The organism is Microbacterium sp. 16-032, assembly GCF_041079455.1.
In the GTDB taxonomy this organism is placed as follows: Bacteria; Actinomycetota; Actinomycetes; order Actinomycetales; family Microbacteriaceae; genus Microbacterium; species Microbacterium testaceum_A.
Genome location: NZ_JBFYGQ010000001.1, coordinates 286,006 through 309,013 on the forward strand (window position 1 = coordinate 286,006; position 23,008 = coordinate 309,013).

The 23,008-nt window shown below is 71.7% G+C and carries 21 protein-coding genes; 9 read left to right on the plus strand and 12 right to left on the minus strand.

The genetic code is table 11. The features are described 5' to 3' along the window. Nucleotides 1-84: 84 nt before the first annotated feature. Nucleotides 85-1,725, minus strand: a complete 1,641-nt coding sequence (locus tag AB6V31_RS01205; RefSeq protein ID WP_369363534.1) for an amidohydrolase — start codon at nt 1,723-1,725, stop codon at nt 85-87. Continuing rightward, entirely contained in the window at nt 1,722-2,972 is a 1,251-nt protein-coding gene (locus AB6V31_RS01210) for an MFS transporter (RefSeq protein ID WP_369363536.1), read from the minus strand. The genes AB6V31_RS01205 and AB6V31_RS01210 overlap by 4 nt, the downstream gene beginning before the upstream one ends. A gap of 210 nt (nt 2,973-3,182) precedes the next feature. On the opposite strand from AB6V31_RS01210, the gene AB6V31_RS01215 reads away from it, so the two are divergent. Further along, entirely contained in the window at nt 3,183-4,193 is a 1,011-nt protein-coding gene (locus tag AB6V31_RS01215; RefSeq protein WP_369363538.1) for a LacI family DNA-binding transcriptional regulator, read from the plus strand. A gap of 80 nt (nt 4,194-4,273) precedes the next feature. Here AB6V31_RS01215 and AB6V31_RS01220 read toward each other — a convergent pair whose 3' ends face one another. Beyond that, nucleotides 4,274-5,662, minus strand: a complete 1,389-nt coding sequence (locus AB6V31_RS01220) for a glycine--tRNA ligase (protein ID WP_056224644.1) — start codon at nt 5,660-5,662, stop codon at nt 4,274-4,276. 99 nt (nt 5,663-5,761) lie between these two features. After that, the gene (gene menC / locus AB6V31_RS01225) at nt 5,762-6,895 is read right to left on the minus strand and encodes an o-succinylbenzoate synthase (RefSeq protein ID WP_369363540.1); all 1,134 of its coding nucleotides are present in this window, start codon (nt 6,893-6,895) and stop codon (nt 5,762-5,764) included. A 207-nt stretch (nt 6,896-7,102) separates the two neighbouring features. Between menC and AB6V31_RS01230 the strand changes: the two genes are divergently transcribed. Together AB6V31_RS01230 and AB6V31_RS01235 are read left to right on the plus strand one after the other, a co-directional pair. Next, nucleotides 7,103-7,918 carry an SDR family oxidoreductase gene (locus tag AB6V31_RS01230; protein ID WP_369363542.1) on the plus strand — a complete coding sequence of 272 codons (816 nt, stop codon included), beginning with the start codon at nt 7,103-7,105 and terminating at the stop codon, nt 7,916-7,918. A gap of 5 nt (nt 7,919-7,923) precedes the next feature. Further along, on the plus strand, nt 7,924-8,133 hold the full coding sequence (locus AB6V31_RS01235) for a hypothetical protein (RefSeq protein ID WP_056228063.1): 210 nt from the start codon (nt 7,924-7,926) through the stop codon (nt 8,131-8,133). Between the two features lie 36 nt (nt 8,134-8,169). Here the strand turns inward: AB6V31_RS01235 and AB6V31_RS01240 are convergent, their stop codons facing one another. From AB6V31_RS01240 to AB6V31_RS01250, 3 genes are all read right to left on the minus strand, one after another. Then, on the minus strand, nt 8,170-8,856 hold the full coding sequence (locus AB6V31_RS01240; RefSeq protein WP_369363544.1) for a GNAT family N-acetyltransferase: 687 nt from the start codon (nt 8,854-8,856) through the stop codon (nt 8,170-8,172). Nucleotides 8,857-8,888: 32 nt separating this feature from the next. Beyond that, nucleotides 8,889-10,211, minus strand: coding sequence for a nitrate/nitrite transporter (locus tag AB6V31_RS01245; protein ID WP_074694653.1), 1,323 nt, complete (start codon nt 10,209-10,211; stop codon nt 8,889-8,891). A 155-nt stretch (nt 10,212-10,366) separates the two neighbouring features. Further along, on the minus strand, nt 10,367-10,927 hold the full coding sequence (locus AB6V31_RS01250; protein ID WP_369363547.1) for a TetR family transcriptional regulator: 561 nt from the start codon (nt 10,925-10,927) through the stop codon (nt 10,367-10,369). A gap of 80 nt (nt 10,928-11,007) precedes the next feature. Between AB6V31_RS01250 and AB6V31_RS01255 the strand changes: the two genes are divergently transcribed. After that, on the plus strand, nt 11,008-12,126 hold the full coding sequence (locus AB6V31_RS01255) for a zinc-binding alcohol dehydrogenase family protein (RefSeq protein ID WP_369363549.1): 1,119 nt from the start codon (nt 11,008-11,010) through the stop codon (nt 12,124-12,126). Nucleotides 12,127-12,264: 138 nt separating this feature from the next. Further along, the gene (gene purU, locus AB6V31_RS01260) at nt 12,265-13,146 is read left to right on the plus strand and encodes a formyltetrahydrofolate deformylase (RefSeq protein WP_369363551.1); all 882 of its coding nucleotides are present in this window, start codon (nt 12,265-12,267) and stop codon (nt 13,144-13,146) included. A 123-nt stretch (nt 13,147-13,269) separates the two neighbouring features. Here purU and AB6V31_RS01265 read toward each other — a convergent pair whose 3' ends face one another. Both AB6V31_RS01265 and AB6V31_RS01270 read right to left on the minus strand, forming a co-directional pair. Next, a complete protein-coding gene (locus AB6V31_RS01265) occupies nt 13,270-14,163 on the minus strand; it encodes an FHA domain-containing protein (protein WP_279365853.1) in 894 nt (297 codons plus the stop codon). Nucleotides 14,164-14,177: 14 nt separating this feature from the next. Next, nucleotides 14,178-14,453 carry a hypothetical protein gene (locus AB6V31_RS01270; protein WP_056224661.1) on the minus strand — a complete coding sequence of 92 codons (276 nt, stop codon included), beginning with the start codon at nt 14,451-14,453 and terminating at the stop codon, nt 14,178-14,180. A 154-nt stretch (nt 14,454-14,607) separates the two neighbouring features. Between AB6V31_RS01270 and AB6V31_RS01275 the strand changes: the two genes are divergently transcribed. Beyond that, a complete protein-coding gene (locus AB6V31_RS01275; RefSeq protein ID WP_369363553.1) occupies nt 14,608-15,132 on the plus strand; it encodes a helix-turn-helix domain-containing protein in 525 nt (174 codons plus the stop codon). Beyond that, nucleotides 15,129-16,334 (plus strand): MFS transporter, encoded by a 1,206-nt coding sequence (locus AB6V31_RS01280; protein WP_369363555.1) that lies wholly within the window; start codon nt 15,129-15,131, stop codon nt 16,332-16,334. The genes AB6V31_RS01275 and AB6V31_RS01280 overlap by 4 nt, the downstream gene beginning before the upstream one ends. A 5-nt stretch (nt 16,335-16,339) precedes the next feature. On the opposite strand, the gene AB6V31_RS01285 is transcribed toward AB6V31_RS01280, so the two are convergent. After that, entirely contained in the window at nt 16,340-17,305 is a 966-nt protein-coding gene (locus AB6V31_RS01285; RefSeq protein ID WP_074694815.1) for a serine hydrolase, read from the minus strand. A 48-nt stretch (nt 17,306-17,353) separates the two neighbouring features. Next, nucleotides 17,354-19,333 (minus strand): M13 family metallopeptidase, encoded by a 1,980-nt coding sequence (locus tag AB6V31_RS01290; protein ID WP_369363557.1) that lies wholly within the window; start codon nt 19,331-19,333, stop codon nt 17,354-17,356. 103 nt (nt 19,334-19,436) lie between these two features. Here AB6V31_RS01290 and AB6V31_RS01295 point away from each other — a divergent pair, with 103 nt between their 5' ends. Beyond that, nucleotides 19,437-20,771 carry an MATE family efflux transporter gene (locus AB6V31_RS01295; protein WP_369363559.1) on the plus strand — a complete coding sequence of 445 codons (1,335 nt, stop codon included), beginning with the start codon at nt 19,437-19,439 and terminating at the stop codon, nt 20,769-20,771. Nucleotides 20,772-20,831: 60 nt separating this feature from the next. Here AB6V31_RS01295 and AB6V31_RS01300 read toward each other — a convergent pair whose 3' ends face one another. Further along, complete coding sequence (locus AB6V31_RS01300; RefSeq protein WP_256335547.1) at nt 20,832-21,422, minus strand: RNA methyltransferase; 591 nt, start codon at nt 21,420-21,422, stop codon at nt 20,832-20,834. 234 nt (nt 21,423-21,656) lie between these two features. On the opposite strand from AB6V31_RS01300, the gene AB6V31_RS01305 reads away from it, so the two are divergent. Then, entirely contained in the window at nt 21,657-23,000 is a 1,344-nt protein-coding gene (locus AB6V31_RS01305; protein ID WP_369363561.1) for an Nramp family divalent metal transporter, read from the plus strand. Nucleotides 23,001-23,008: the final 8 nt, after the last annotated feature.

Sequence of the window (23,008 nt, forward strand, 5' to 3'; positions counted from 1 at the left end):
TCGTCGCCCCAGGCTAGCGAAGTCCGGCCGCCCCACCGGGGTCCTGCACAGCGGCGGTTCCTCCCCAGCCCGGGGGCACAGCCGTCAGTCGCGCGGCAGCGCGGCGACCGCCTCCTCGGCGAAGACCGTCTCCCCGGCCCGTACGGTCCGCACGACGCGGGCAGTCAAGAGCGTCGAGGCCCCGTCGGCGAAGGGGTCGGTGTCGAGGACCGCGAAGTCGGCCGCGAACCCGGGAGCGAGACGCCCGCGCCAGTCGCCGTCCCCCGTCGACGCGGCCGCATCGCGCGTGGCGTGGGCGATGCTGTCGGTCAGGGGCAGAGCGAACTGCGGGTGCACCGCCGCGACGCCCGTGTCGAGAGCCGAGGCGCGGGTCGCCGCGACGTACATGTTGGCGAGGGCGTCGTAGGGGGCGGTCGGCGCGTCGGTCGAGAACGCCAGAAGGGTACCCGCGCGCTCGTACTCGGGCCACGCGAACGCACGATCGGCGCGCTCGTCACCGAGCATCGCGGCCCAGTTGGGGTAGATCGCCGGGTCGGCGTGGACCGGCTGCATGGATGCCGTGACTCCGAGCCGCGCCATGCGCTCCGCCGTCCCCGGGGCGGCGTACTCGAGGTGCTCGATGCGGTGGCGACGAGGCAGATCGCCGTTGGCGCGGTAGGCGCGCTCGAGGGCGACGAGCGCCGCGTCGCTCGCGGCGTCGCCGATCGCGTGCATCGCGATCTGAAGCCCCGCGGCATCCGCAGCGCCCACCACCGGAGCGAGATCGGCGAGCGGCCAGATGGGAGCGGCGTTCGAACCGTCGGCGTACGGGGCGCCCATCGCCGCCGTGCACGCGTCGATCGTGCCGTCGAGGATCAGCTTGATGCCGATCACCCGCACCCACGACGAGCGGGTCCGCTCGACGAGGTCGATCACGCGGTCCAACTGGGCGAGGTTCTTCTCACGGTCACCGGTGTTCTCGACGAGCCAGTGTGCGGCGACGCGGATCGGGAGTCGCCCGCCGTGGCGCGTCACGGCTCTCTCGAAGGCGGCGAGGCCGTGCTCGTTGAAAGCCATGTCGACGACTCCGACGACTCCGGCGCGCACGTACGCGTCGATCACGCGATCGACGGCGGCGTCGCGCTCGTCGTCGGTCGTGGAGGAGTCGCGACGGGCCCACGCGTAGCGGATCGCGGCCGTCTCGAAGAGCATCCCGTTCGGCTCGCCGTCGGCGTCGCGGCCGATCTCGCCACCGAGCGGATCGGGGGTGTCGCGGGTGATGCCGAGCTCGGCCAGCGCCGCCGAGTTCACCCAGCAGGAGTGGTAGTCGTTGGCATCCAGGTAGACGGGGACGTCGGAGACGACCGCGTCGATCATGCTCGCGGTCGGCGCCCCGCCCGGAATCGAGTCGAACAGCCACCCGCGCCCCCAGATCGCGGGCGCCTCGGGAGCCGCCTCGCGCGCCTCGCGCAGGAGGACCTGGATCGCCTCGAGCGACCGCGCCTCGGTCAACGGCACCTGCGCGAGGGACGCGCCCATCATCAGCAGGTGCGTGTGCGCGTCGGTGAAGCCCGGGAGCACGACGGCTCCCCCCAGGTCGACCACCTCGTCGGCCGTGGACGCCAGCGCCTCGGCCCCGACGGCCGCGATCGTCTCGCCGTCGACGGCGATGGCATCCGTCCACTGCCGTCGCGGATCGGTGTGGGCGGTGAAGATCCGTCCCCCGCGGTAGAGCGTGCGCGTCATGCTGCCTCCTTCGCGGCGCGCTCGAGCCGTCGCGAGAGCACGCCGATGATGCCGGCCGGAACGGCCAGGACGAAGCTCGCGAGGGCGAGCGTGAGGGCGAAGCCCTGGTATCCCAGGAGCCCCACCAGAGATGCGCCGATCACGGGCGTGAGCGCCGAACCGACGAGGTAGGTCGCGAGCAGGGGCCCGGACCAGCGTCCGTCGGCGTCGAGAGCCGCGGCCGTGGCGACGAAGTACATGAAGGCGACGGCGTAGATCGTGTTCCACGCGATGAAGACCACGACGAAGAGCGTCGGATCGGTCACGGAGCCTTCGACGATCTTCAGGATGCCGCCGGCCACCAGCAGGACGATCAGGGGGATGCCGCGACCCAGGCGATCTCCGACGGCCACGAGCGCGATGGTGCCGAGCAGGCCTCCCGCGGTGGCGCCGCTGAGGGCGAGGCTGAGCCCCTCGGGCGTCAGACCGGCGTTGTCGGCGCCCATGACCCCGGCCATGGCCCACAGCGAATCCTCGCTCGCGGCCCACAGGGCGAACACGACGAGGAGCACGAAGCCCGCGACCGTGACCACGCGCGAGGGCGGTGCGGCGGTGCGGAGCGTGCCGGTGGGAGGGACCTCGATGGGGACGGCCTCGCCGATCGCCGCCGCCGCGTGCACCGTCGCGGCCGGGGCCGTGGGCATCCACGACACCGTGAGTAGGGAGAGGACACTGAACACCGCCATCGAGCCGAACACGTCGATCGGGGCGAGGCCGATCAGCGGGACGACGGCGAGGATGACCGTGATGAGCCCGCGGTTGGCCAGACCGTTGAGTCCGGCGACGCGGTCGGGGTTGCGGAACGCGGCGAGGGCGGCGCCCGCGGCCGCGACCGCCCCACCGGCTCCGACCCCGCCGAGGAGCAGGCCCGTCACGACGAGCGCGGGAACGAGCGCCGCGGCGCCGAAGCCGACGACCGCGAGGATCAGACCGACGCGCGCGACCAGGCGACGACGCGGTCCCGCGCACGCGGGGGCGACGGCGAGGCCGACGAGGGCGGTGAGCAGCAGGGTCGCCGTGACGATCCAGCTCGCCGTCAGCACGTCGGCGCCGACGCCCGTCTGGACGGCGGCGATCATGTACGGCGACAGGTTGACGCCGAGGTACCCCGCGATGCCGACGAGGAACGTCGACGAGGCGGTGGAGAAGCGGATGGGGAGTCGGGCGGCGCCGACGGACGTCGGGGCGGTCTGGACGGAAGCGGACACGGGTACCTCTCGGGGAGCCGGCGTGCGGCGGACACGGGACGGGCCGGGACGCCTCCTCGTCGAGAGCGTCCGGTGGACCCGAGGCTAGGGACCGTGTGTTTCGGTCTCCGTGCCCGTTCTGTTTCCCTGACATTAAACGTTTAAGTTGACCGCGCCGCAAGACCCCTCCGCGGATCGACCGTCACCGCGCGTCGGGTAACGTCACTGCTCGTGACCCCGCGCAAACCGACGCTCCACGACGTGGCCGCCGGCGCGGGCGTGTCGGTCGCCGCCGCCTCGTTCGCCCTGCGCGGCAAGACCGGGGTCTCCCCCGACACCCGCGACCGCGTCCTGGCCGTCGCGCGCGAACTCGGCTACTCGGTCAACATCCCCGCGCGCAGCCTGCGGACGGCGCGGTCGGGTGCCGTCGGCCTGTCCCTGCCGGCGGGCACGACGCACCTGCCCTACTACACGGACTTCGCCTTCGGCGTCGTCGACGCCGCCGACCGCCGGGGGCTGTCGGTGATCCTCCTCCCCCACCGCGACGCCGCGGACACCTCCGCACCGTCGGCGTTCGTCGACGGCTACGTGATCGTCGACGCGTCCGTCGAGGACCCCGGCATCCGGGCCCTGCTCGACTCGGACCGCCCCGTCGTCAGCGGCGAGCACGTCCTGGGCGGCGCGGAGCGCACCGAGGGCAGCGTCGCGACCGACCACCGCGCGGCGCTCACCCGACTGCTCGCCCATCTTGCCGATCGGGGTGCCGCGCGCATCGCCGCCATCCTGCCGCCCGACGGTACGTCCTGGAGCCGCGAGCTGGCCGAGACCTACGCCGAATGGACCCGCGCGCACGATCGCGAAGACCTGTCGCGCCGGGTCTCGTTCGTGCCGACCGCCGACGAGATCGGCCGGGCCGTGGCCGAGCTCCTGACGCTCCCCGAGGTGGACGCCCTGGTGATCGCCCCGAGTGGTTCCGCCGCGGCGACCCTCGAGGCCGCCGTTCGCGCCGGCCGCCGCGTCGGCGACGACCTCCTCGTCGCGGCGTGCGTCGACGAACCCGCGCACGCCCTGCTGTCGCCGCCCGTCACCTCGATCGACCTCGCCGCGCGCGAGCTCGGGTCGGCCTGTCTGGAACTGCTCGTCGAGGTGTGGGACGCCGACGAGACCCTCGAGACCGTGCGCCTCGCCGCACCGCGACTCGTCGTCCGCGCGAGCACCGCGGGGCCACTCCCCCGTTCGTGAGCCGGCGACGGCGCCCCGAAACGACGGAAGACCGGATGCCACGGCCTGGGGCCACGGCATCCGGTCTTCGCTGAATCGGGTCAGGCTCCCCGCAGGCGCTCCGCCAGGTAGCCATGCAACGCGTCGAGGCCGATGCGCTCCTGGCCCATGGTGTCGCGGTCGCGCACGGTCACGGCGTTGTCGTCGAGGGAGTCGAAGTCGACCGTGACGCAGAACGGGGTGCCGATCTCGTCCTGGCGACGGTAGCGGCGGCCGATGGCGCCGGCGTCGTCGAAGTCGATGTTCCAGCCGGCCGCACGGAGCGTGTCGGCGACCTCGCGGGCCAGCGGCGACAGGCGCTCGTTGCGCGAGAGCGGGAGCACGGCGACCTTGACGGGCGCGAGGCGCGGGTCGAGCTTGAGCACCGTGCGTGTGTCGGTGCCGCCCTTGGCGTTGGGGACCTCTTCTTCGCGGTACGCGTCGACGAGGAAGGCCATCATCGCGCGCGTCAGGCCGAACGACGGCTCGATCACGTAGGGCGTGTACTTCTCGCCCGAGGCCTGGTCGAAGAACGTGAGCGACTGGCCCGACGCCTCGGAGTGGCTCTTCAGGTCGTAGTCGGTGCGGTTGGCGACGCCCATGAGCTCGCCCCACTCCTTGCCCGGGAAGCCGAAGCGGTACTCGACGTCGATCGTGCCGGCGGAGTAGTGCGCGCGGTCGTCTTCGGGCACGTCGAAGCGCTTCATGTTCTCGGGGTCGATGCCGAGCTCGATGAACCAGTTCCAGCACGCCTCGACCCAGTGCTCGAACCACTCGTTCGCCTCGGCCGGCGGGGTGAAGTACTCGATCTCCATCTGCTCGAACTCGCGCGTGCGGAAGATGAAGTTCCCGGGGGTGATCTCGTTGCGGAAGGCCTTACCGACCTGGCCGACGCCGAACGGGGGCTTGCGGCGCGATGCCGTGAGCACGTTCGAGAAGTTCACGAAGATGCCCTGGGCCGTCTCGGGGCGCAGGAAGTACAGGCCCGACTCGTCGTCGACGACGCCGAGGTAGGTCTTGACCAGGCCCGAGAACGACTTGGGCTCGGTGTACTGCCCCTTGGTGCCGCAGTTGGGGCAGGGCACGTCGGCCAGGCCGTTCTCGGCCTTGCGGTTCTTGCGCGCCTCGAAGTCCTCGATGAGGGTGTCGGCGCGGAAGCGCTTGTGGCAGCTCAGGCACTCCACGAGCGGGTCGGTGAAGGTCGCGACGTGACCCGAGGCCTCCCACACGCGCTTGGGCAGGATGATGCTCGAGTCGAGCCCCACCATGTCGCCGCGACCGCGGACGAAGGTCTGCCACCACTGCCGGCGGATGTTCTCTTTGAGCTCGGTGCCGAGGGGGCCGTAGTCCCATGCGGAGCGCGAACCGCCGTAGATCTCACCGGCCTGGAAGACGAACCCGCGATGGCGGGCGAGGGCGATGACCTTGTCGAGGCGGGACTGTTCGGCCACGGTGGCTCCAATGGTCGGGAAAGCTGTGGGGTTCCAGCGCGAGTGCGCGGCATCCAGTTTATCGAAGAGGCCCGTGCCCGCCTGGTCGCCCTCCGGGCGTCACCGCGTGAGGCGCTCGCGACGCACGGTGAACTCCTCGAGCGCGGCTTCGTCGATCTCGACACCGAGCCCGGCGCCGGTCGGTAGGCGCACGTGCCCGTCCTCGATCACGGCCGGCTCGGTCACGATGTCGCGCGTGTAGAAGCGAGCGGATGCCGAGATGTCGCCCGGCAGCGTGAAGCCGGGCAGGGCCGCGAGGGCGGCGTTGGCCGCGCGGCCGATGCCGGTCTCGAGCATGCCCCCGCACCACACGGGAACGCCCGCGGCGAGCGCGCGGTCGTGGATCGCGACGGCCTCGAGGTAACCGCCCACGCGCCCCGCCTTGACGTTGATGATCGCGGCGGAGCCGAGGGCGAGGGCGTCGGCGGCGGCCTTGTCGCTCACGATCGACTCGTCGAGGCAGACGGGCGTCGACAGGCGCTTCGCCAGGGTCGCGTGATCGACCAGATCGTCCTCCTGCAGGGGTTGCTCGATGAGCAGCAGGTCGAAGCGGTCCAGTTCGGCGAGGGTGTCGGCATCCTGGAGCGTGTACGCGGAGTTGGCGTCGACCTGCAGCGGAATACCGCCGAAGGCCGCGCGGACGGCGGCCGTGTCGTCGATGTCGCGACCGGGCTTGATCTTGATCTTGATGCGCACGTACCCCTCGTCGAGGTAGCCGCCGACGGCCGCGACGAGAGCCCGCGGGTCGCTCTGGATGCCGACCGAGACGCCCGAGGGCACCCTGTCTTTCTCGGCTCCGAGGTACTCACCGACGCTGCGGTTCTCGGCGCGCAGGGCCGCGTCGATCACCGCGAGCTCGAGACCGGCCTTCGCCATGCGGTGACCGACGACGTGGTGCAGCGCTCCGGCGACCTCGTCGGGTGCCACGGTCCGACGCGCGAGCAGGGCCGGGGCGAGGAAGCGGGTCAGCACGTCCCACGCGCCCTGCGTGTACTCGCTCGAGTACGACGGTTCGGACTGCGTCACCACTTCTCCCCAGCCGCGGCCATCGGGCGTCTCGGCGGTCACGATGATCACCTCGCGCACCGTCTCGGTGCCGAACGAGGTGGTGAAGGGCGACACGAGCGGCATGTGCAGCACGCGCAGGTCGACGGCATCGAGGGTCACGGGCGCGGCGGGGCGGATCAGCGGCATGACGGCAGGCTAGCGGGGGCGGCGGCCGGGCGGGACGACAGCCGGGCGGGGGCTGCACAACTCCTGCAGATCGGCACGTTTGCGGGTCCAAGCCGAGCTGAACCTCCCGATCTGCAGGAGTTGTGCGCGGCCGGGCGACCGTAACGCGCGCCGCGCGCGGTGGCAAGGGACCGGGAACGCCGAGCCCCCGCGCGTAGCGTCGGCCGCATGAGCGCTGACTTCACCCCCCGCCACGCGATCGTCACCGGCTCCGACTCGGGCATCGGCGCGGCCACGGCCCTCGCCCTCGCCTCCGCCGGGATGGACGTCGCCGTCACCTACCACTCCGACAAGGACGGCGCCGAAGAGACCGCCGCAGCCGTGCGCGAGCGCGGTGTGAAGGCGATCGTCGCGCAGTTCGACGCGACCGACTTCGACGCGGTTCCGGATGCCGTGAACGCCATGGCCGACGAGCTCGGCGGCCTCGACGTGTTCGTCAACAACGCCGGAGGCGGCATCGGCGGCACCTTCCTCGACCTCGACTTCGACACCTGGCGCACCGACATCTCGCTCAACCTCGACGGGGCGTTCCTCGCCCTGCACACCGCCGCCCGCCGCATGGTGAAGGCGGACAACGGCGGACGCTTGATCGTCGTGTCGAGCGTGCACGAGCACCAGCCGCGCGTCGGCTCGGCCCCCTACGTCGCCGCCAAGCACGGCGTCGGCGGACTCATCAAGACGATGGCCCTCGAGCTCGGCCCGTACGGCATCACCGCCAACGCGGTCGCGCCCGGCGAGATCGCCACCCCCATCAACGACATGTCGGCCGAAGACGCCGAGCGCACCCACCGCCCCGGCATCCCCCTGGGTCGCCCCGGAAAGCCCGACGAGGTCGCCGACGTCATCCGCTTCCTCGCCTCGCGCGAGAGCGCCTACGTCACCGGAGCCAGCTGGGTCGTCGACGGCGGAATGCTGCACATGGGCCCGCAGGCGGGCTCGCACATGGAGTCGGACGCCTGGCGCTCGGCCGGCGAGAAGGAGTGACCACCGTGAGCGACGAGAAGAGCTTCGAAGAGAACCGTCACGACCAGCTGACGAGCGCGCCGAAGGCGACGGAGGAAGACGCAGCTCCCCGCTTCGACGTCAGCGAGCACGACGGGATCACGCGGATCGACGTCCGCGACGATGCGGCCGTGCGACCGGGTCCGGGCCAGGGCGACCCGGCGGCCGAGAAGGACACCCCGATCACCGAGCAGTGACGCCCCCGCGTCCCGGCGCGAGGATGCGGGGCCGTCTCAGCCGACGATGAGGTACCCGCGGCGATCGAAACCGCCGATCCGTCGACCGGATGCCAGGTGCCCCTGCAGCTCGTCGCGCACGCGCCGACGCCACTCGGCGGCTACCGCCGGGTCGCTCGAGCGCAGGGCCTCGATGTCGTCGGACACGGACACGACGGCCGAGATCCCGGCATCCGTCGGGGTGGGCGCGGGAGGTTCGGCGAGAGCCCACGACACCATCAGGCGGTCGGACTCGTCGCCGCGGTTCACCGCGTCGGCCATCTCGCCGTACTGGTTCACGAGGTAGTCGGTGACGCGCGCGCCCAGCACCGCGAGGTTGAAGTGGGCGTTGCGACCGACGAGCGGGTCGAACGTCCAGGTGATGCGGCCGACGCCGCGCTCGAGCGCCCACTCGCGTTGGTGGTTCTTCAGCTGTCGGCCCAGTCCGCGCCCCTGATATCCGGGGACGATGCCGGTGATGTGCGAGTGCATCGACCTCTCGGCGGGCGGGCCGAAGAACGCCGCCGAGGCGCCGATCATCCGGTCGCCGTCGTAGAGGCCGACGACGTAGTTTCCGGCGTGCTCGAGAGCCCGCAGGATGTTCGCCGGCATGGTCCCGTGCTCACCCCAGACCCGGTCGAGCACACCCGCGGCCTCGTGGATGGCTTCGACGGTGTCGAGGGTCCGGATGTCGATCTCGCTCATGCTCTCGAGTCTCGCACCGCGGCGCGGGCGCGTCAGCGCGGCAGAACCCCGCCGACGTGGCGGATGGTCCGCCCGCGCTCGATGACGATCGCGATCCCGCCCACGAGCCACAGCGGCACCTGCGTCAGGAAGGCGAGACGGAATGCGTCGAGCGAGTACGTCTCGGGGCTTCCCGCTCCCTGCACGTCCATCGCGATGCCGATGAACAGGATGGCCAGGAGGGCAGCGAGGAATCCGCCGCCGTTGACGATGCCTGTCGCCGTGCTGAGGCGGTGACTCGGGGTGAACGTGCGCGCGTGATCGAATGCGATCATCGACGCCGGCCCCCCGGTCGACAGCGCGAACATGAGCACCACGAGCAGCCACACGGGCGCGGGCCCGGGCCAGACGATCACGACGATCCACATGACGGCCTGGAACACCACGGTCGGCAGCACGAGCCAGCGCGAACGGCGGGTGGGATGCCGACTCGACAGCGCCCCGATCACGGGACCGCTGAGGATGCTGAAGAGCACGAGCGAGGTCATCACGAGAGACGCGGTGGCGGGGGCGAGGCCCTCGCCCGCGGTGAGGAAGGGGAAGCCCCACAGCAGCATGAACGCCGTGCCCGCGAAGGGAGTGGCGAAGTGCGACCAGAAGCCGAGACGCGTGCCGGGGTGCGCCCACGACTCGCGGAAACCCTGCCGCAGGTCGGGCGATGACCGCACCACGCGGATCGCGCCGGTCTGCGTGTCGACCGAGGTGTCGACCGGGTCGGACCGGCGTTCGGGCGGGCGGTTGCGGATGATCAGGAACGTCAGGACCGCGAACAGCAGGCCGAGACCCGCGACGCTGCCGAAGGCGACGCTCCAGCTCGTGGCGTGCAGGAGGGCGGCGAGCGGGACCACGGCGACGATCTGGCCGAGCTGACCGATGATCCCGGTCAGCTGCACGAGCACCGGCGCCCGCTGCGCGGGGAACCACGTCGCGATCACGCGCAGCACGCTCGGGAAGATCGCCGCATCGCCCGCACCGATGAGGACACGGGCCAGGATGCCGATCCCCACGGCATCCGCGGAGGCCATGACGAGCTGACCCGCGGCCATCAGCACCATGCCGATCGCGATCATCGGTCGCGCGCCGTACTTGTCGAGCAGGAGTCCGACCGGGATCTGCATCGCGCCGTAGACGAAGAGCTGGATGACGGCGAACATCGACAGGGCCGAGGCGTCGGCTCCGAAGCGCACAGCGGCATCCACCCCCACCGCCGAGAGCGAGGTGCGGTTGATGATCGACACGACGTATGCGAGGACGCCGACGATCCACAGCGTCCAGGTACGCCACCCCGGCCGGTCGAGGCGGAGGGTGCTGGTCACGTCTTCCAGGCTAGCCCCGGCCACCGACATCGGCGGCGGGGTGGCGGTGTGCGAGCCGGGCATGCGCAGCGGGGTGCCTTCCGTGCAGCGGGGCGTCCGCCGACCGCCCCGGTGCACGAGACGCGCCCCGGTGTCGGCGAGCAGCGGGTGGCGCGTCAGCCCAGGACGGCCGCCATCTCGCGGCGGACCCGCTCGAGGTGATCACGCAGGGGCGCGCGCATCGCGTCGGCCGCCCACTGCTCGAGGGCCGTCTGCAGCAGCTCCACCGCGACACCGGCCACGACGCGCGCGTGCAGGGGCTCGACACCGCGTGCGCGATACCCCTCGACCAACACCGCCCGCAGGCCGGCCTGTTTCTGCAGGTCGCGCTCGCGCAGGGCGGGCTCGGCCTCGATGAGGCGCCGCGCCGCCGCGATCTCGTCGCGGCGGGGCTCGAAGCGGTCGGTGGCGAGGGACTGAAACCCCGCCCACGCGATCTCGAAGGGCGAGCTGTCCGCCGGGGCGGCGGCGAGCATCTCGGCGGCCAGCCTCGGGATCTCGTCGTCGCCGAAGAACACCTCGCGCTTGTCGCCGAAATGACGGAAGAAGGTGCGCCGCGTCACCCCGGCCCGCTCGACGATGTCGGGCACCGTCGTCGCGTCGAATCCGCGCTCCGCGAAAAGCTGCATCGCGGCTTCGCGCAAGCGCTCTCTGGTGTCGGGTGCCCATCTGGCCATGCGGAGATCCTATGTGACGACACTGTGTGTCATCACGTCTATAGTGAAGGCACTCCGTGTCATCACGCGAAAGGTCCCCCATGTCCTCGCACGCCGCCGCCCTGCTCTCCGCGCCTCGAGCCGCTCTCACCCGCGGCACGGTCGACACCCCGGCACCCGCCGCCGACGAGGTGCTCGTGCGCGTTCGCACGGTGGCGGTCAACCCGGTCGACTGGGTGATCCAGGGCACCAGCCGCATCACCTACCGATGGCTGCACACCCCCGCCGTGCTCGGCTCCGACGTCGCGGGCGAGGTCGTCGCGATCGGGTCCGGCGTCACGCGCTTCCGCGTGGGTCAGCGCGTCTTCGGGCTCGCGACCGGCACCGACCGCGGCCGGGATCCGCTGCGCGAAGGCGCGTTCCAGGAGTACACGACCCTGCTCGAGCGCCTCACCGCCCCCACACCGGACAGCCTCTCCGACGAGGAGGCCGCCGTCTTCCCGCTGGGCCTGTCCACGGCGGCGTGTGCCCTGTTCCAACCCCAGCACCTCGGACTCCGGATGCCGGGTGACCCGGCGCCCGACACCGCCCGTGGCGTCGTCGTGATCTGGGGCGGCTCCACGAGCGTGGGTATGAACGCCATCCAACTGGCCCGCGCCGCCGGCTACGACGTCGTGACCACGGCATCCGCCCGCAACGCGGCGACCGTGCGCGACCTCGGAGCGGACGCCGTCGTCGACCACCGCTCGCCCTCCGCCGTGGCCGAGCTGGTCGCGGCCGTCGGCGGACGCCCCGTGGTCGGGGCGGTGGCACTCGGGGCCGGTTCGACCGACGCGTGCATCGACGTCCTCGCCCGCACCGGCGGGAACCGGCTGGCCATGGCGAGCACGCCGATCGCGCTCGATTCACTGGTCGGTCGGCGCCGTCTGTTCCCCGCGATGCTGCCGGTCTTCACGCGCATCGGGCTCGGCACGCTGCGCTCGACGCTGCGCGCCCGCCGCCGCGGCATCCGCGCGAACTTCGTCTGGGGCAGCAGCCTCCGCGACGACGAGATGGGCCCGCGCCTCTGGGGCGAGGTCGTCCCGCGCCTGCTGGCCGAGGGTGCGCTCCGCCCCGCGCCCGCCCCGCTCGTCGTCGGCGACGGCCTCGACGCCGTGCAGGGCGCCCTCGACCGCCAGCGCGCGGGCGTCTCGGCGCAGAAGATCGTCGTGCGCCTGTGATCCGGGCCGGGGTCGGGCCCCGGCGGGCCGGCGTAAATGGCCCCGGGGCGGCACAAGAGGCCCCGGGGCCACGAACCACGCCCCGAAGCGACACCGCGCGTGGTCGGCGACGCCACCCGCGCGCGGAATAATGGTCCGATGGTCTCCGCGAGCCCCCACCTGCAGCCCGATCACGCCTGTCTCATCGTGCACGGCAGCGACACCCCCGGCATCATCGCCGCGGTCTCGGCGCTGATCGCGCGCCAGGGCGGCAACATCGTCGCCTTCGACCAGTACTCCGACGATCCCCGTGGCGGGGCGTACTTCCAGCGCGTGGTCTTCCACCGCCCCGACCTCTCGGCCGCGTTCCCCGAGATCGAGGCCGACCTCGCGAAGACCCTCGGCGACGGCTTCGAGCTCGAGTGGACGCTCACCGACCTCTCGACGCCCAAGCGCATGGCGATCCTCGCCTCGAAGCAGGACCACTGCCTGCTCGACCTGCTGTGGCGTCACCGCCGCGGCGACCTCCCCGTCAGCATCCCCATGGTCGTGTCGAACCACACGGCGGCCGCCGAGGACGTGCGGTCGTTCGGGGTGCCCTTCTTCCACGTTCCGTCGACGCCGGGGCCCGACAAGTCGGCATCCGAGGCCCGCATCCTCGAACTGCTGGTCGGCAACGTCGACTTCATCGTGCTCGCGCGCTACATGCAGATCCTCTCGCCGGGGTTCCTCGAGAAGATCGGCGTACCGGTGATCAACATCCACCACTCGTTCCTGCCGGCCTTCATCGGCGCGGAGCCCTACAAGAAGGCGAAGCAGCGCGGCGTCAAGCTCATCGGGGCGACCTCGCACTACGTCACGAGCGACCTCGACGAGGGTCCGATCATCGAGCAGGACACGGTGCGCGTGACCCACGCCGACTCCTCGGCCGAGCTCGCCCGCCGCGGAGCCGACGTCGAGCGCCAGGTGCTCTCGCGCGCCGTGCTCTGGCACGCCGAAGACCGCGTGATCCGCCACGGAAACCACACGATCGTCTTCTGAATCCCGGATGCCGGCCCCCGGCCGCCGCGCGTGGCTCGACGCCCGCACGCAGGCGTGAGGGGTCGTTTCCTGTCGCCTACGGTGATGCAAAGCGACAGAAGACGACCCCTCACGCGAGAGTGGTCACTCCGGGTCGGTCGCCCGGCTGAGCGGGCCCGAACCGCCGCGCGGCGGCTGCTTGCGCTGATCCGAGAGCTCGCCGCCCTGGCGGCCGCCATAGGGGCGTCCGTGGTCGGCGAACTCCGCGCGGAAGTACGCCAGACGCCAGCCGCCCAGCTCGATGCGCGCGCCGGTGCGCAGGATGCGTCCGCCACGGTCGCGTCCGGGGCCCTGCTCGCGTGCCCCGCCGCCCCCGACCTCGTCGAAGCCGTAGAGGACGTACTCGTCGTCGCCCTCGTGGCGGATCTCGGCGTGAATCGGCGCGAGACCGGGAAGACGCAAGTCGACCCCCTCGCCCGAACCGATGACCGTCTTGGTCGGCAACAGGTCGAACTCCCGCGGACGCGAGCCGTCCCACGACGAATCGCCTACCGCGAAGATCAGGCGCGGCCGGCCGGAACCGGGCGTGTAGTGGGTCGTCGTGATGCGCCGTCGCACCGTGCGATTGACCGTCGGCACGAGGGGTAGCGGCGTCTCGGGCGGAATCGGGAAGGTGAGCGCCTGCCCCTTGTTCCGCCGCGTCAGCAACGGCGCGACCGCCGAGACAGACCCGAGGCGGATGTGCTTCGACCCCGTGATCGCGCGCTGCAGCACGCTGCTCTTCACGTCGCCGAGATGCAGGATCGGACCCTCCGGTCCCTCGAGCTTCACCGAGATACCTCGGGATGCCAGGGCGTCGGCAACCGTGGACAGCTCGGCGAGCGTCCGCCGGCCGTTGCCGGGCAACCGCGAGGGGTCGCTCACGACGATGCGCACCTCGGTGCCCGCGGCCGTGACCGTGCCCTCGAACGGCGGGGTGTCGGCATCCTGGTCCTGCTCGTGTTCCGAGAAGGCGAGGTCGATGTCGAGGCGCACCATGATGGCGCCTCCCATCAGTTGCCGCGGTACGGGTCGGACCCGGCCGCGGTGTCGTCGCTCGTGGTGACGCGGAGGGTGCCGTTGAGCTTCCAGGTCGCGCGGGGCGCGTCGGGGCCGATGTCGCGCGGCACCTCGACGGTCATATCGACGAACGAGTAGTTGACCGCGGCGCCGCGGCCGGTCAGGTACGACCACATCTCGCGGCCGAGGTCGGTCCAGTCGGTGATGGAGTGGCCCTCGGGTCCGCTCGAGGCGGCGAACGGGTCGTTGGTGGGAGTGGTGTCCGACATGGCTTCGGTCCCTTCTTTCGTTTCGAGGCCACCAGCGTCCCAGCGGGTCGGGGCTCGAAAGGAGGGATTGCGCTCGGGCGTCGGGTGCGGGACCATCTGCTCAACCCCCAAAGAGCTGTTTGACGGTTGCTCGCGGGCGCGCCACGATGGCGGGATGTCCCAGATCGACGAACTGCGCGCGACCGCGCACCCCCTGCGCCTGCGGTTGCTGTCGCTGCTCACCGGAGCGGCGATGAGCGCGGCGGATGCCGGTCGCGAGCTCGGCATCTCCCAGGCGTCGGCGAGCTACCACCTGCGAGTGCTCGAACGGGCAGGACTGATCCGCGTCGTCGAGGTCGTGCGGCTGCGCGGCGGGGACGCACGGCGCTACCGCCACGAGAGCTCTTCGCGGCGGTACGCCCCGGAGACGCACCTGGGCGAGCGCGCGCCCGCGGGCGAAGAGGAGTACGTCGCCGCGCTCGTCGACGAACTCCGCCGCCGCGCACGCGCACGCACGGACGGGCCGGCCCTGACCACGGATGCCGAACTCTGGGTCGACCCGCAGATCTGGGGCCGCATCGTGCAGCACGTCGGCGAAGCGTCGGCCCTTCTGCACGCCGCAGCCCAGCCCCCGCGAACCCCCGGCACACGACCGGTGTCGATGACAGCGGCGCTCTTCCCGATCCGACGCCCGCGGTGACGGGGCCCCTCGCCCACGCGCCGTTCCGCTGGCTGCTCGCCGCCCGGACCACCGCGATCGTGGGCAATTCCGTCGCCCCGATCGCGCTCGCCTTCGCCGTGCTCGATCTCACCGGCTCGGCAGCCGACCTGGGACTCGTGGTCGCTGCGCGCTCAATCGCGAACGTGGCAATGCTGCTGTTCGGCGGGGTCCTCGCCGATCGCCTGCCCCGCGGAGCCGTGTTGGTGGGCTCATCCCTGGCGGCGGCCGCCACGCAGGGCACGATCGCCGCCCTCGTGCTGACCGGAACGGCCGGCATCCCGATCCTCATCGCGCTCAGCGTCGTGAACGGCGCGGTATCGGCGGTGAGCCTCCCGGCCGCCGCCGCTCTCGTTCCCGACACGGTGCCGGCATCCCTCCTGCGCCCGGCGAATGCGCTGTTGCGCCTCGGCCTGAACGGCGGCAGCATCGCCGGCGCTTCCGTCGGAGCCGTCGTGGTCGCCGCGGTCGGGCCCGGATGGGGTCTCGCGATCGACGCCGCCGCTTTCGCCGTGGCGGCGATCCTCTTCACTCGCCTGCGCCTCCCGCAGAGGTCGGATGCCGCGGACCCCGGCGCGACGGCATCGGTCTGGACCGAACTGCGCGAGGGGTGGCGGGAGTTCGCGAGTCGTCGATGGATCTGGATCGTCGTGCTGCAGTTCGCCGTCCTCAACGCCGCGTTCGTCGGAGCCACCACGGTTCTCGGCCCCCTCGTCGCGGACGAGACCTTCGGCCGCGGTGGGTGGGGACTCGTCGTCGCCGCGCAGACCGCGGGCCTCGCGCTGGGTGCGGTGATCGCCCTGCGTTGGCACCCGCGACGTGCGCTCGGGCTGGGCGTCGCCGGCATGGCATCCGTCGCTCTCCCCGTCGCGGTGCTCGCGGTGCAGCCGACGCTCGCGCTGCTCGTGGTCGCGTTCGGCGTCGGAGGGGTGGCCATCGAGCTCTTCGCGATCGCCTGGGACCAGTCGTTGCAGACCCAGGTCCCGCGCGAGGCGCTTTCGCGGGTGTACTCGTACGACATGGTCGGTTCGTTCGTGGCCGTCCCCCTTGGGGAGATCCTGGTGGGACCCCTGGCGCACGAACTCGGAGCACCCCCGGTACTTCTCGGCTGCGCGGCCGTCATCGTGGTGGCGACGGTGTTCGCGGTCTGCTCCCGGAGCGTGTGGCGCGTGCGCACCACCTGACAGCCTCAGTACACGTACTCCATCAGCTCGACGCCCAGCACGCGGAAGGCGTCGTGCGCGCGCAGTCGGTGGGCGATCGAGAGGTCGTCGAAGTTCACGATCAGCGCGTACGAGATCCCCGCGCGGGGCCCGCCGAGCACGCCCGCCTCGGCGCGGACGCCCGGGGCACGCCCCGTCTTGTTGATGAACAGGAGCCCGTGCTGGTCGTTCTCGTGCGCGAAAGGATCGAGGCCTGTGGCGGATGCCACGAGCGAGAGGTCGTGGTTCAGGCTCAGCCATTCGGCGACCTGGGCACTCACCCCCGGTGAGACGACGGTGGAGTTCACGAGCCCCGCGAAGACCTGGGCCATCTCGCGGGCCGTCGACAGGGCGAGATGCGGGGCATCGTCGGGACCGCGGTCGTCACGGAAGCGGTCGAGCAGGGCCGTGCGACGCAGCCCGAGCTGCTCGACCCGCGCGCGCACCGACTGCAGACCCACCCGGTGCAGCAGGGCGTTGACGGCGAGGGCGTCGCCGGACGACGCGGCGAGCATGGCCACGTCGGTCAGGGGCAGCGCCGGGGCTTTCAGGTGCTGCCAGACGCCGCCGTGTGCGGCGCCGTGCACCGATGCGCGATCGATGATCTCGAGCGGGTCGAGGCGCCCCGATTCGAACGCGGCCGCCGCTTCGATGAGCAGGGGGACGACGCCGAGACCTCCGACCGGCAGCGTGACGAAGTCGTCGCCGGCGAGCACCTCGGTGGAGCCCCCGTCGAGGTCGTCGATGCGCACCGACACCTTCGCGCCCGACGCGGCGAGCTCGTCGAGAGAGCGCAGGGTCGCCGTGAACGACCGGCGACCCGCCGCCGCGCGGCGGGGCAGTCGCTTGGGCCCCTTGCGTCCGGCCCCCCGGAGGGCCGGGGCGTCGCGTCGAGACGACTCCACCGGCCCGCCGACGGGATCGGGCAGGGCGGGCTCGGGAACCGGGGGCATGCCCACGAGCGTGGCTCCTTCCGCGTCAGGAGAGCAACAAACGCGACCTCACCAGATGGTGACGCGCTGGTCTGCGTCGAGCCAGAGGGCGTCGCCCTCGGTCACCTCGAACGCTTCGTAGAACGCGTCGATGTTACGCACGATCTGATTGCAACGGAACTCGTTCGGCGAGTGAGGGTCGATCGTGAGCAGGCGGATGGTCTCGGCGTCGCGGCCCTTCTGCTGCCAGATCTGCGCCCAGCTGAGCAGGAGCCGCTGGATGCCGGTGTACCCGTCGACGACCGGGCCGTCGAGGTCGGTCTCGCCCTGGCTCTCGAGGAACAGGCGGTATGCCGCGATCGCGATGCCCAGCCCGCCGAGGTCGCCGATGTTCTCGCCGATGGTGAGCGCGCCGTTGACGTGGTGCTCCTCGCTCAGCCCCTGGGGGACGAGGGCCTCGTACTGAGCGATCAGGGCCTTGGTGCGCTCCTCGAACGCCGAGCGGTCGGCATCCGTCCACCAGTCGCGAAGCGACCCGTCGGCGTCGAAGCGGCTGCCCTGATCGTCGAAGCCGTGGCCGATCTCGTGACCGATGACCGCTCCGATGCCGCCGTAGTTGGCGGCCGCGTCGCGATCGGCGTCGAAGAAGGGGTACTGCAGGATCGCCGCGGGGAACACGATCTCGTTCATGAGCGGGTTGTAGTACGCGTTGACCGTCTGAGGGGTCATGTACCACTCGTCGCGGTCGATCGGCTGGCCGACCTTGGCGAGCTGGCGGTCGTGCTCCCAGACGTGCGCCCGACGGACGTTGCCGACGAGGTCGTCCGCGGTGATCTCGAGCTCCGAGTAGTCCTTCCAGCGGACCGGGTAGCCGATCTTCGGCACGAAGGTGTCGAGCTTGGCGAGCGCGCGCTCGCGGGTCTCGTCGGTCATCCACGACAGGCCCTGGATCGAGCGGCGGTACGCCTCGATGAGGTTCGCGACGAGACCGTCCATGGCGTCCTTCGCCGCGGGCTGGAAGTGGCGCTCGACGTACACCTTGCCGATCGCTTCGCCCAGGGCCGCCTCGACGAGGCTGACGCCGCGCTTCCAGCGCTCGCGATTCACCGGCACGCCGGTGAGCTGGGTGCCGTAGAAGGCGAAGTTCTCGGCGACGAAGGCCTCGGAGAGGAACGCCGCGGCGGCGTGCACGATCTTGAAGCGCAGCCACGCCTTCCAGTCGTCGAGGCGCTCCTCGACGAGCAGGGCGCCGAGCGACTCGACGAAGCTCGGCTGGTAGACGACGACCTCGGCGAGCGCGTCCTCGTGTCCGGGGGCGACCCCCGCGCGCCACGGCTCGAGGTCGACGCCTGCGAGGGCGACGGTGTCGTCCCACGACTTCAGGTTGTAGGTCTTGACCGAGTCGCGGCTGTCTTCGCGCGTCCAGTGGTGCGCGGCGATGTCGGTCTCGAGGGCGACGGTGCGATCGGCGGATGCCGCAGCCTCGGCGACCCCGGCGAGCTCGAGGATGCGCTCGATGTGCGCACGATAGGCGGCGCGGGTGTCGGCGAAGTTGTCGAGGCGGTAGTAGCTCTCGTCGGGCAGCGAGATGCCGCCCTGGTAGACGACGGGCACGTAACGGGTCGGGTCGCCCGGGTCGGGCTCGACGAAGAGGGTCAGCAGGCCGCTGATCCCGTCGCGCTCGAGTTCGCCGATGAGCCGGAGGAGCGAGGGGATGTCGGAGACGCCGTCGACGTGCTCGAGCTGCGGGGCGAGCGGCTCGCTACCGGCGGCCTCGATGCGGTCGGTGTCCATGAAGCTCGCGAACAGGTCGCCGATCTTGCGGGCTTCACTGCCCGGCTCGGCGTCCTGCGACTCCTGGACGATGGTGCGCACGTCCGCCTCGGCCTGCTCGGCGATGAGGTGGAACGAGCCCCAGCGGGCCTTGTCGTCGGGGATCTCGGTGCGCTCGAGCCAGCTGCCGTTCACGTGGCGGAACAGGTCGTCCTGCGGGCGGATCTCGTCGCTGAGCTCGTCGAGCGCGAGACCGGAGCGGGGGATGTCGGTCATGGAGACAGGATAAGTGCCACACATCCACGGGGGCTCGGAACGGCCCTCCGCGCCGCGGGTGCGCCGCCGCGGCGGGGTCGGGACCCCGCCCTAGGCTCGGACCGTGACCACCCATCCGCCCGAGACGCTGAACCGCTCGATCCTGCGGCTCGCGCTGCCGGCCCTGGGCGCGCTCATCGCGGAACCGCTGTTCCTCATCGTCGACGCGGCGATGGTGGGCCACCTCGGTGTCGCTCCCCTCGCCGGACTGGGCATCGCGGGCGCCGTCCTGCAGACGATCGTCGGGCTCATGGTGTTCCTCGCCTACTCGACCACTCCCGCGGTGGCCCGACGCTACGGCGCCGGCGAGTACGGCCGCGCCGTGCGCGTCGGGGTCGACGGCATGTGGCTGGCACTATGCCTGGGCGCGCTGCTGGCCGCGGCCGGTTCGCTCGTCACGCCCGCGGTCGTCGATCTGTTCGGCGCCGCCCCCGATGTCGCCGAGAACGCGCGCACCTACCTCGCGATCTCGATGTGGGGTCTGCCGGCCATGCTCGTGGTCTTCGCCGCCACCGGGCTCTTGCGCGGCATGCAGAACACGGTCACCCCGCTCTGGATCGCCGGCCTGGGCTTCGGCGCGAACGCCCTCCTCAACGCGCTCTTCATCTACGGCTTCGGGTGGGGGATCGCCGGGTCCGCGATCGGCACGGTCGTCGCGCAGTGGGGGATGGTCGGCGCCTACGTGCTCGTGGCACGCCGACTGGCGCGGGTGCACACGGCATCCCTCGGCTTCCAGCGGGAGAGCCTCGGCGGCACGGTGCGCTCCGGCGGCTGGCTGTTCCTGCGCACGGTCAGCCTGCGCGCCGCGTTCGTGGCCACGGTCGCCGTCGCCACGGGTCTCGGCTCGGCGGAGCTGGCCGGCTGGCAGATCGCGTTCACGATCTTCTCGACCGCCGCGTTCGCGCTCGACGCCCTCGCGATCGCCGCTCAAGCACTGATCGGCCGTTCTCTGGGTGCCGCCGACACCGTGACGGTGGGGCGGGTGCTCACCCGCACGAGCGCGTGGGGCATCTGGTTCGGCGTGGCGGTGGGGGCGGTGCTGGCGGCCACCTCGGGCGTCATCGGCGTGATCTTCACGGGCGATGCCGAGATCGCCGCGCTCATTCAGCCCGCGTTGCTCGTGCTCGCGCTCGCCCAACCGCTGGCGGGGTTCGTTTTCGTGCTCGACGGCGTTCTGATCGGGGCCGGCGACGCGCGCTACCTCGCTCTCGCCGGGCTGCTGAACCTCGTGCCGTACGTTCCGGCGTTGGTCCTCGTGGCGCTGTTCGCGGGCGGCGGCGCCGTCGGCCTGGCGTGGCTTTCGGCGGCGTTCTTCGGGGTCTACATGGTGGCGCGGGCGCTCACCCTCGGGCTGCGGGTGCGCGGCCGGTCGTGGATGAGCGCGGGCGACGCCGCCTGACCCGGCATCACGGGTGGGCGCGCACCCCGCGGACACCCGCCCGACGTGGACGGGCGCGGGTCACGCCCAACGGCGGCACCACTCGTACATGATCACGGCGGCCGCAGACGCTGCGTTGATCGAACGGGTGGATCCGTACTGCGTGATCTCGACGACCCCCGTGGCCGCCTCGATCGCCTCGGGCGACAGCCCCGGCCCTTCCTGACCGAAGAGCAGGACGCAGGCCTCGGGAAGATCGGCGCGATCGACGGGCACCGAGCCCTCGACGTTGTCCACCGCGATCACCGGCAGCCCCGCCTCGCGCGCCCAGGCGGCGAAGGCGGCGACGTCTTCGTGGTGGCGCACGTGCTGGTATCGGTCGGTGACCATGGCGCCGCGACGGTTCCAGCGGCGCTTGCCGACGATGTGCACCTCGGCCGCGAGGAAGGCGTTGGCACTGCGCACGATGGACCCGATGTTGAGGTCGTGCTGCCAGTTCTCGATCGCGACGTGGAACGGATGCCGCTTCGCGTCGAGGTCGGCCACGATCGCGTCCATGCTCCAGTAGCGGTACTCGTCGACCACGTTGCGGGTGTCGCCGTTCTCGAGCAGATCGCGGTCGTAGCGCGGGTCGTCGGGCCAGGCGTCCGCGCCCCCGGGCCACGGGCCCACGCCGTGCGTGGGGGGCGCTTCCTGCGGCGACGCCGGGCCGTCGGCATCCGTGGATCGGGGCTCGGCGGCGTCGCCCTGCGACGGCGGGGGGTTCTCGGCATCCGTCACCGTTTCAGGCTACTCGCGGTGCGGTGGCGACCTCGTCTCGACGGCACTGGACGGTCGGGGCGTGCGCCGCACTCTCAGTGATCACGCACACTTTTCGGCTGCCCGAAAAATTGCTACGGTTTCGGGATGCCGAAAATAGCGGATGCCGTGCCCCGCCGCCGCGCGCCGCAGCGCGCTCTCTGGCTGCTCGGACCCGCGATGGTCGCCGGCGTCGCGTACCTCGACCCGGGGAACGTCGCGAGCAACATGACCGCGGGGGCGACGTTCGGCTATCTGCTCGTGTGGGTCGTGGTGCTCGGCAACGTCATGGCGTGGCTGATCCAGTACCTCTCGGCGAAGCTCGGCATCGTCACGGGAGAGAGCCTCCCCCAGGTGCTCGGCCGTCGGATCCGCCGCCCGTGGACGCGACGCGCCTACTGGCTGCAGGCGGAGCTCGTCGCGATGGCCACCGACGTGGCCGAGGTCATCGGCGGTGCCGTCGCGCTGCATCTGCTGTTCGGCATCCCCCTCGTGTGGGGCGGGGCGATCACGGGGGTCATCTCGATGGGCCTGCTGCTCGTGCAGACGCGGCGCGGGGCGCGGGCCTTCGAGACGGTGCTGATCGGCCTGCTACTCGTGATCGCCGTCGGCTTCACGTTCGGCCTGTTCCTCGCACCGCCCGAGCCCACCGGAGTGATCGCCGGTCTCGTGCCGAGATTCGAGGGCAGCACCTCGGTGCTGTTGGCGGCCTCGATCCTCGGGGCGACGATCATGCCGCACGCGATCTACGCGCACTCCGCTCTCGCCCGCGACCGTTTCGCGCCCACCGGCGACCCCGCCGATCCCTCGGGCGGCATCGCCGCGGCGCACGCCCACGCACCGGAGTCGGCGACCGCCCAGAGCCGCGCCGACACGCTCGCGCACGCCCGGGGCATCTCGACCCCCCGTCTGCTGCGCGCGACGCGCTGGGACGTCACGATCGCCCTCGCCGTCGCCGGCACCGTGAACCTGGCGATCCTGCTGCTCGCCGCGGCCAACCTCGCCGGCGTCGACGGCACCGACAGCCTGGAGGGCGCCTACGCGGCCCTGCGCGACGGACTGGGCCCGCTCGTCGCCACCCTGTTCGCGGTGGGGCTGCTCGCGAGCGGTCTCGCCTCGACGTCCGTGGGCGCCTACGCGGGCGCCGAGATCATGCAGGGGCTGCTGCACGCGCGCATCCCCCTGCTCGCCCGCCGCCTCGTGACCCTCGTGCCGGCGCTCGTCATCCTCGGCCTCGGCGTCGACCCCACCCTCGCGCTCGTCCTCAGCCAGGTCGTCCTGTCCTTCGGCATCCCCTTCGCGCTCGTCCCGCTCGTGACCCTCACCCGTCGACCCGACGTGCTCGGCGAGTACTGCAACCGCGGGCTGACCACGGCGGCCGGGGTGCTGGCATCCGTCTTCCTCATCGCCCTCAACGCCCTGCTCCTGTGGCTGGTGTTCACCGGCGGATAGGCTGACGG

Bases quoted from the DNA above. Each gene is read 5' to 3' on its own strand.
- AB6V31_RS01205 (WP_369363534.1), bottom strand. From the start codon at position 1,725: ATGACGCGCACGCTCTACCGCGGGGGACGGATCTTCACCGCCCACACC.
- menC (WP_369363540.1), bottom strand. From the start codon at position 6,895: ATGCCGCTGATCCGCCCCGCCGCGCCCGTGACCCTCGATGCCGTCGAC.
- AB6V31_RS01230 (WP_369363542.1), top strand. From the start codon at position 7,103: ATGAGCGCTGACTTCACCCCCCGCCACGCGATCGTCACCGGCTCCGAC.
- AB6V31_RS01240 (WP_369363544.1), bottom strand. From the start codon at position 8,856: ATGAGCGAGATCGACATCCGGACCCTCGACACCGTCGAAGCCATCCAC.
- AB6V31_RS01250 (WP_369363547.1), bottom strand. From the start codon at position 10,927: ATGGCCAGATGGGCACCCGACACCAGAGAGCGCTTGCGCGAAGCCGCG.
- AB6V31_RS01255 (WP_369363549.1), top strand. From the start codon at position 11,008: ATGTCCTCGCACGCCGCCGCCCTGCTCTCCGCGCCTCGAGCCGCTCTC.
- purU (WP_369363551.1), top strand. From the start codon at position 12,265: ATGGTCTCCGCGAGCCCCCACCTGCAGCCCGATCACGCCTGTCTCATC.
- AB6V31_RS01265 (WP_279365853.1), bottom strand. From the start codon at position 14,163: ATGGTGCGCCTCGACATCGACCTCGCCTTCTCGGAACACGAGCAGGAC.
- AB6V31_RS01270 (WP_056224661.1), bottom strand. From the start codon at position 14,453: ATGTCGGACACCACTCCCACCAACGACCCGTTCGCCGCCTCGAGCGGA.
- AB6V31_RS01275 (WP_369363553.1), top strand. From the start codon at position 14,608: ATGTCCCAGATCGACGAACTGCGCGCGACCGCGCACCCCCTGCGCCTG.
- AB6V31_RS01285 (WP_074694815.1), bottom strand. From the start codon at position 17,305: ATGCCCCCGGTTCCCGAGCCCGCCCTGCCCGATCCCGTCGGCGGGCCG.
- AB6V31_RS01290 (WP_369363557.1), bottom strand. From the start codon at position 19,333: ATGACCGACATCCCCCGCTCCGGTCTCGCGCTCGACGAGCTCAGCGAC.
- AB6V31_RS01305 (WP_369363561.1), top strand. From the start codon at position 21,657: ATGCCGAAAATAGCGGATGCCGTGCCCCGCCGCCGCGCGCCGCAGCGC.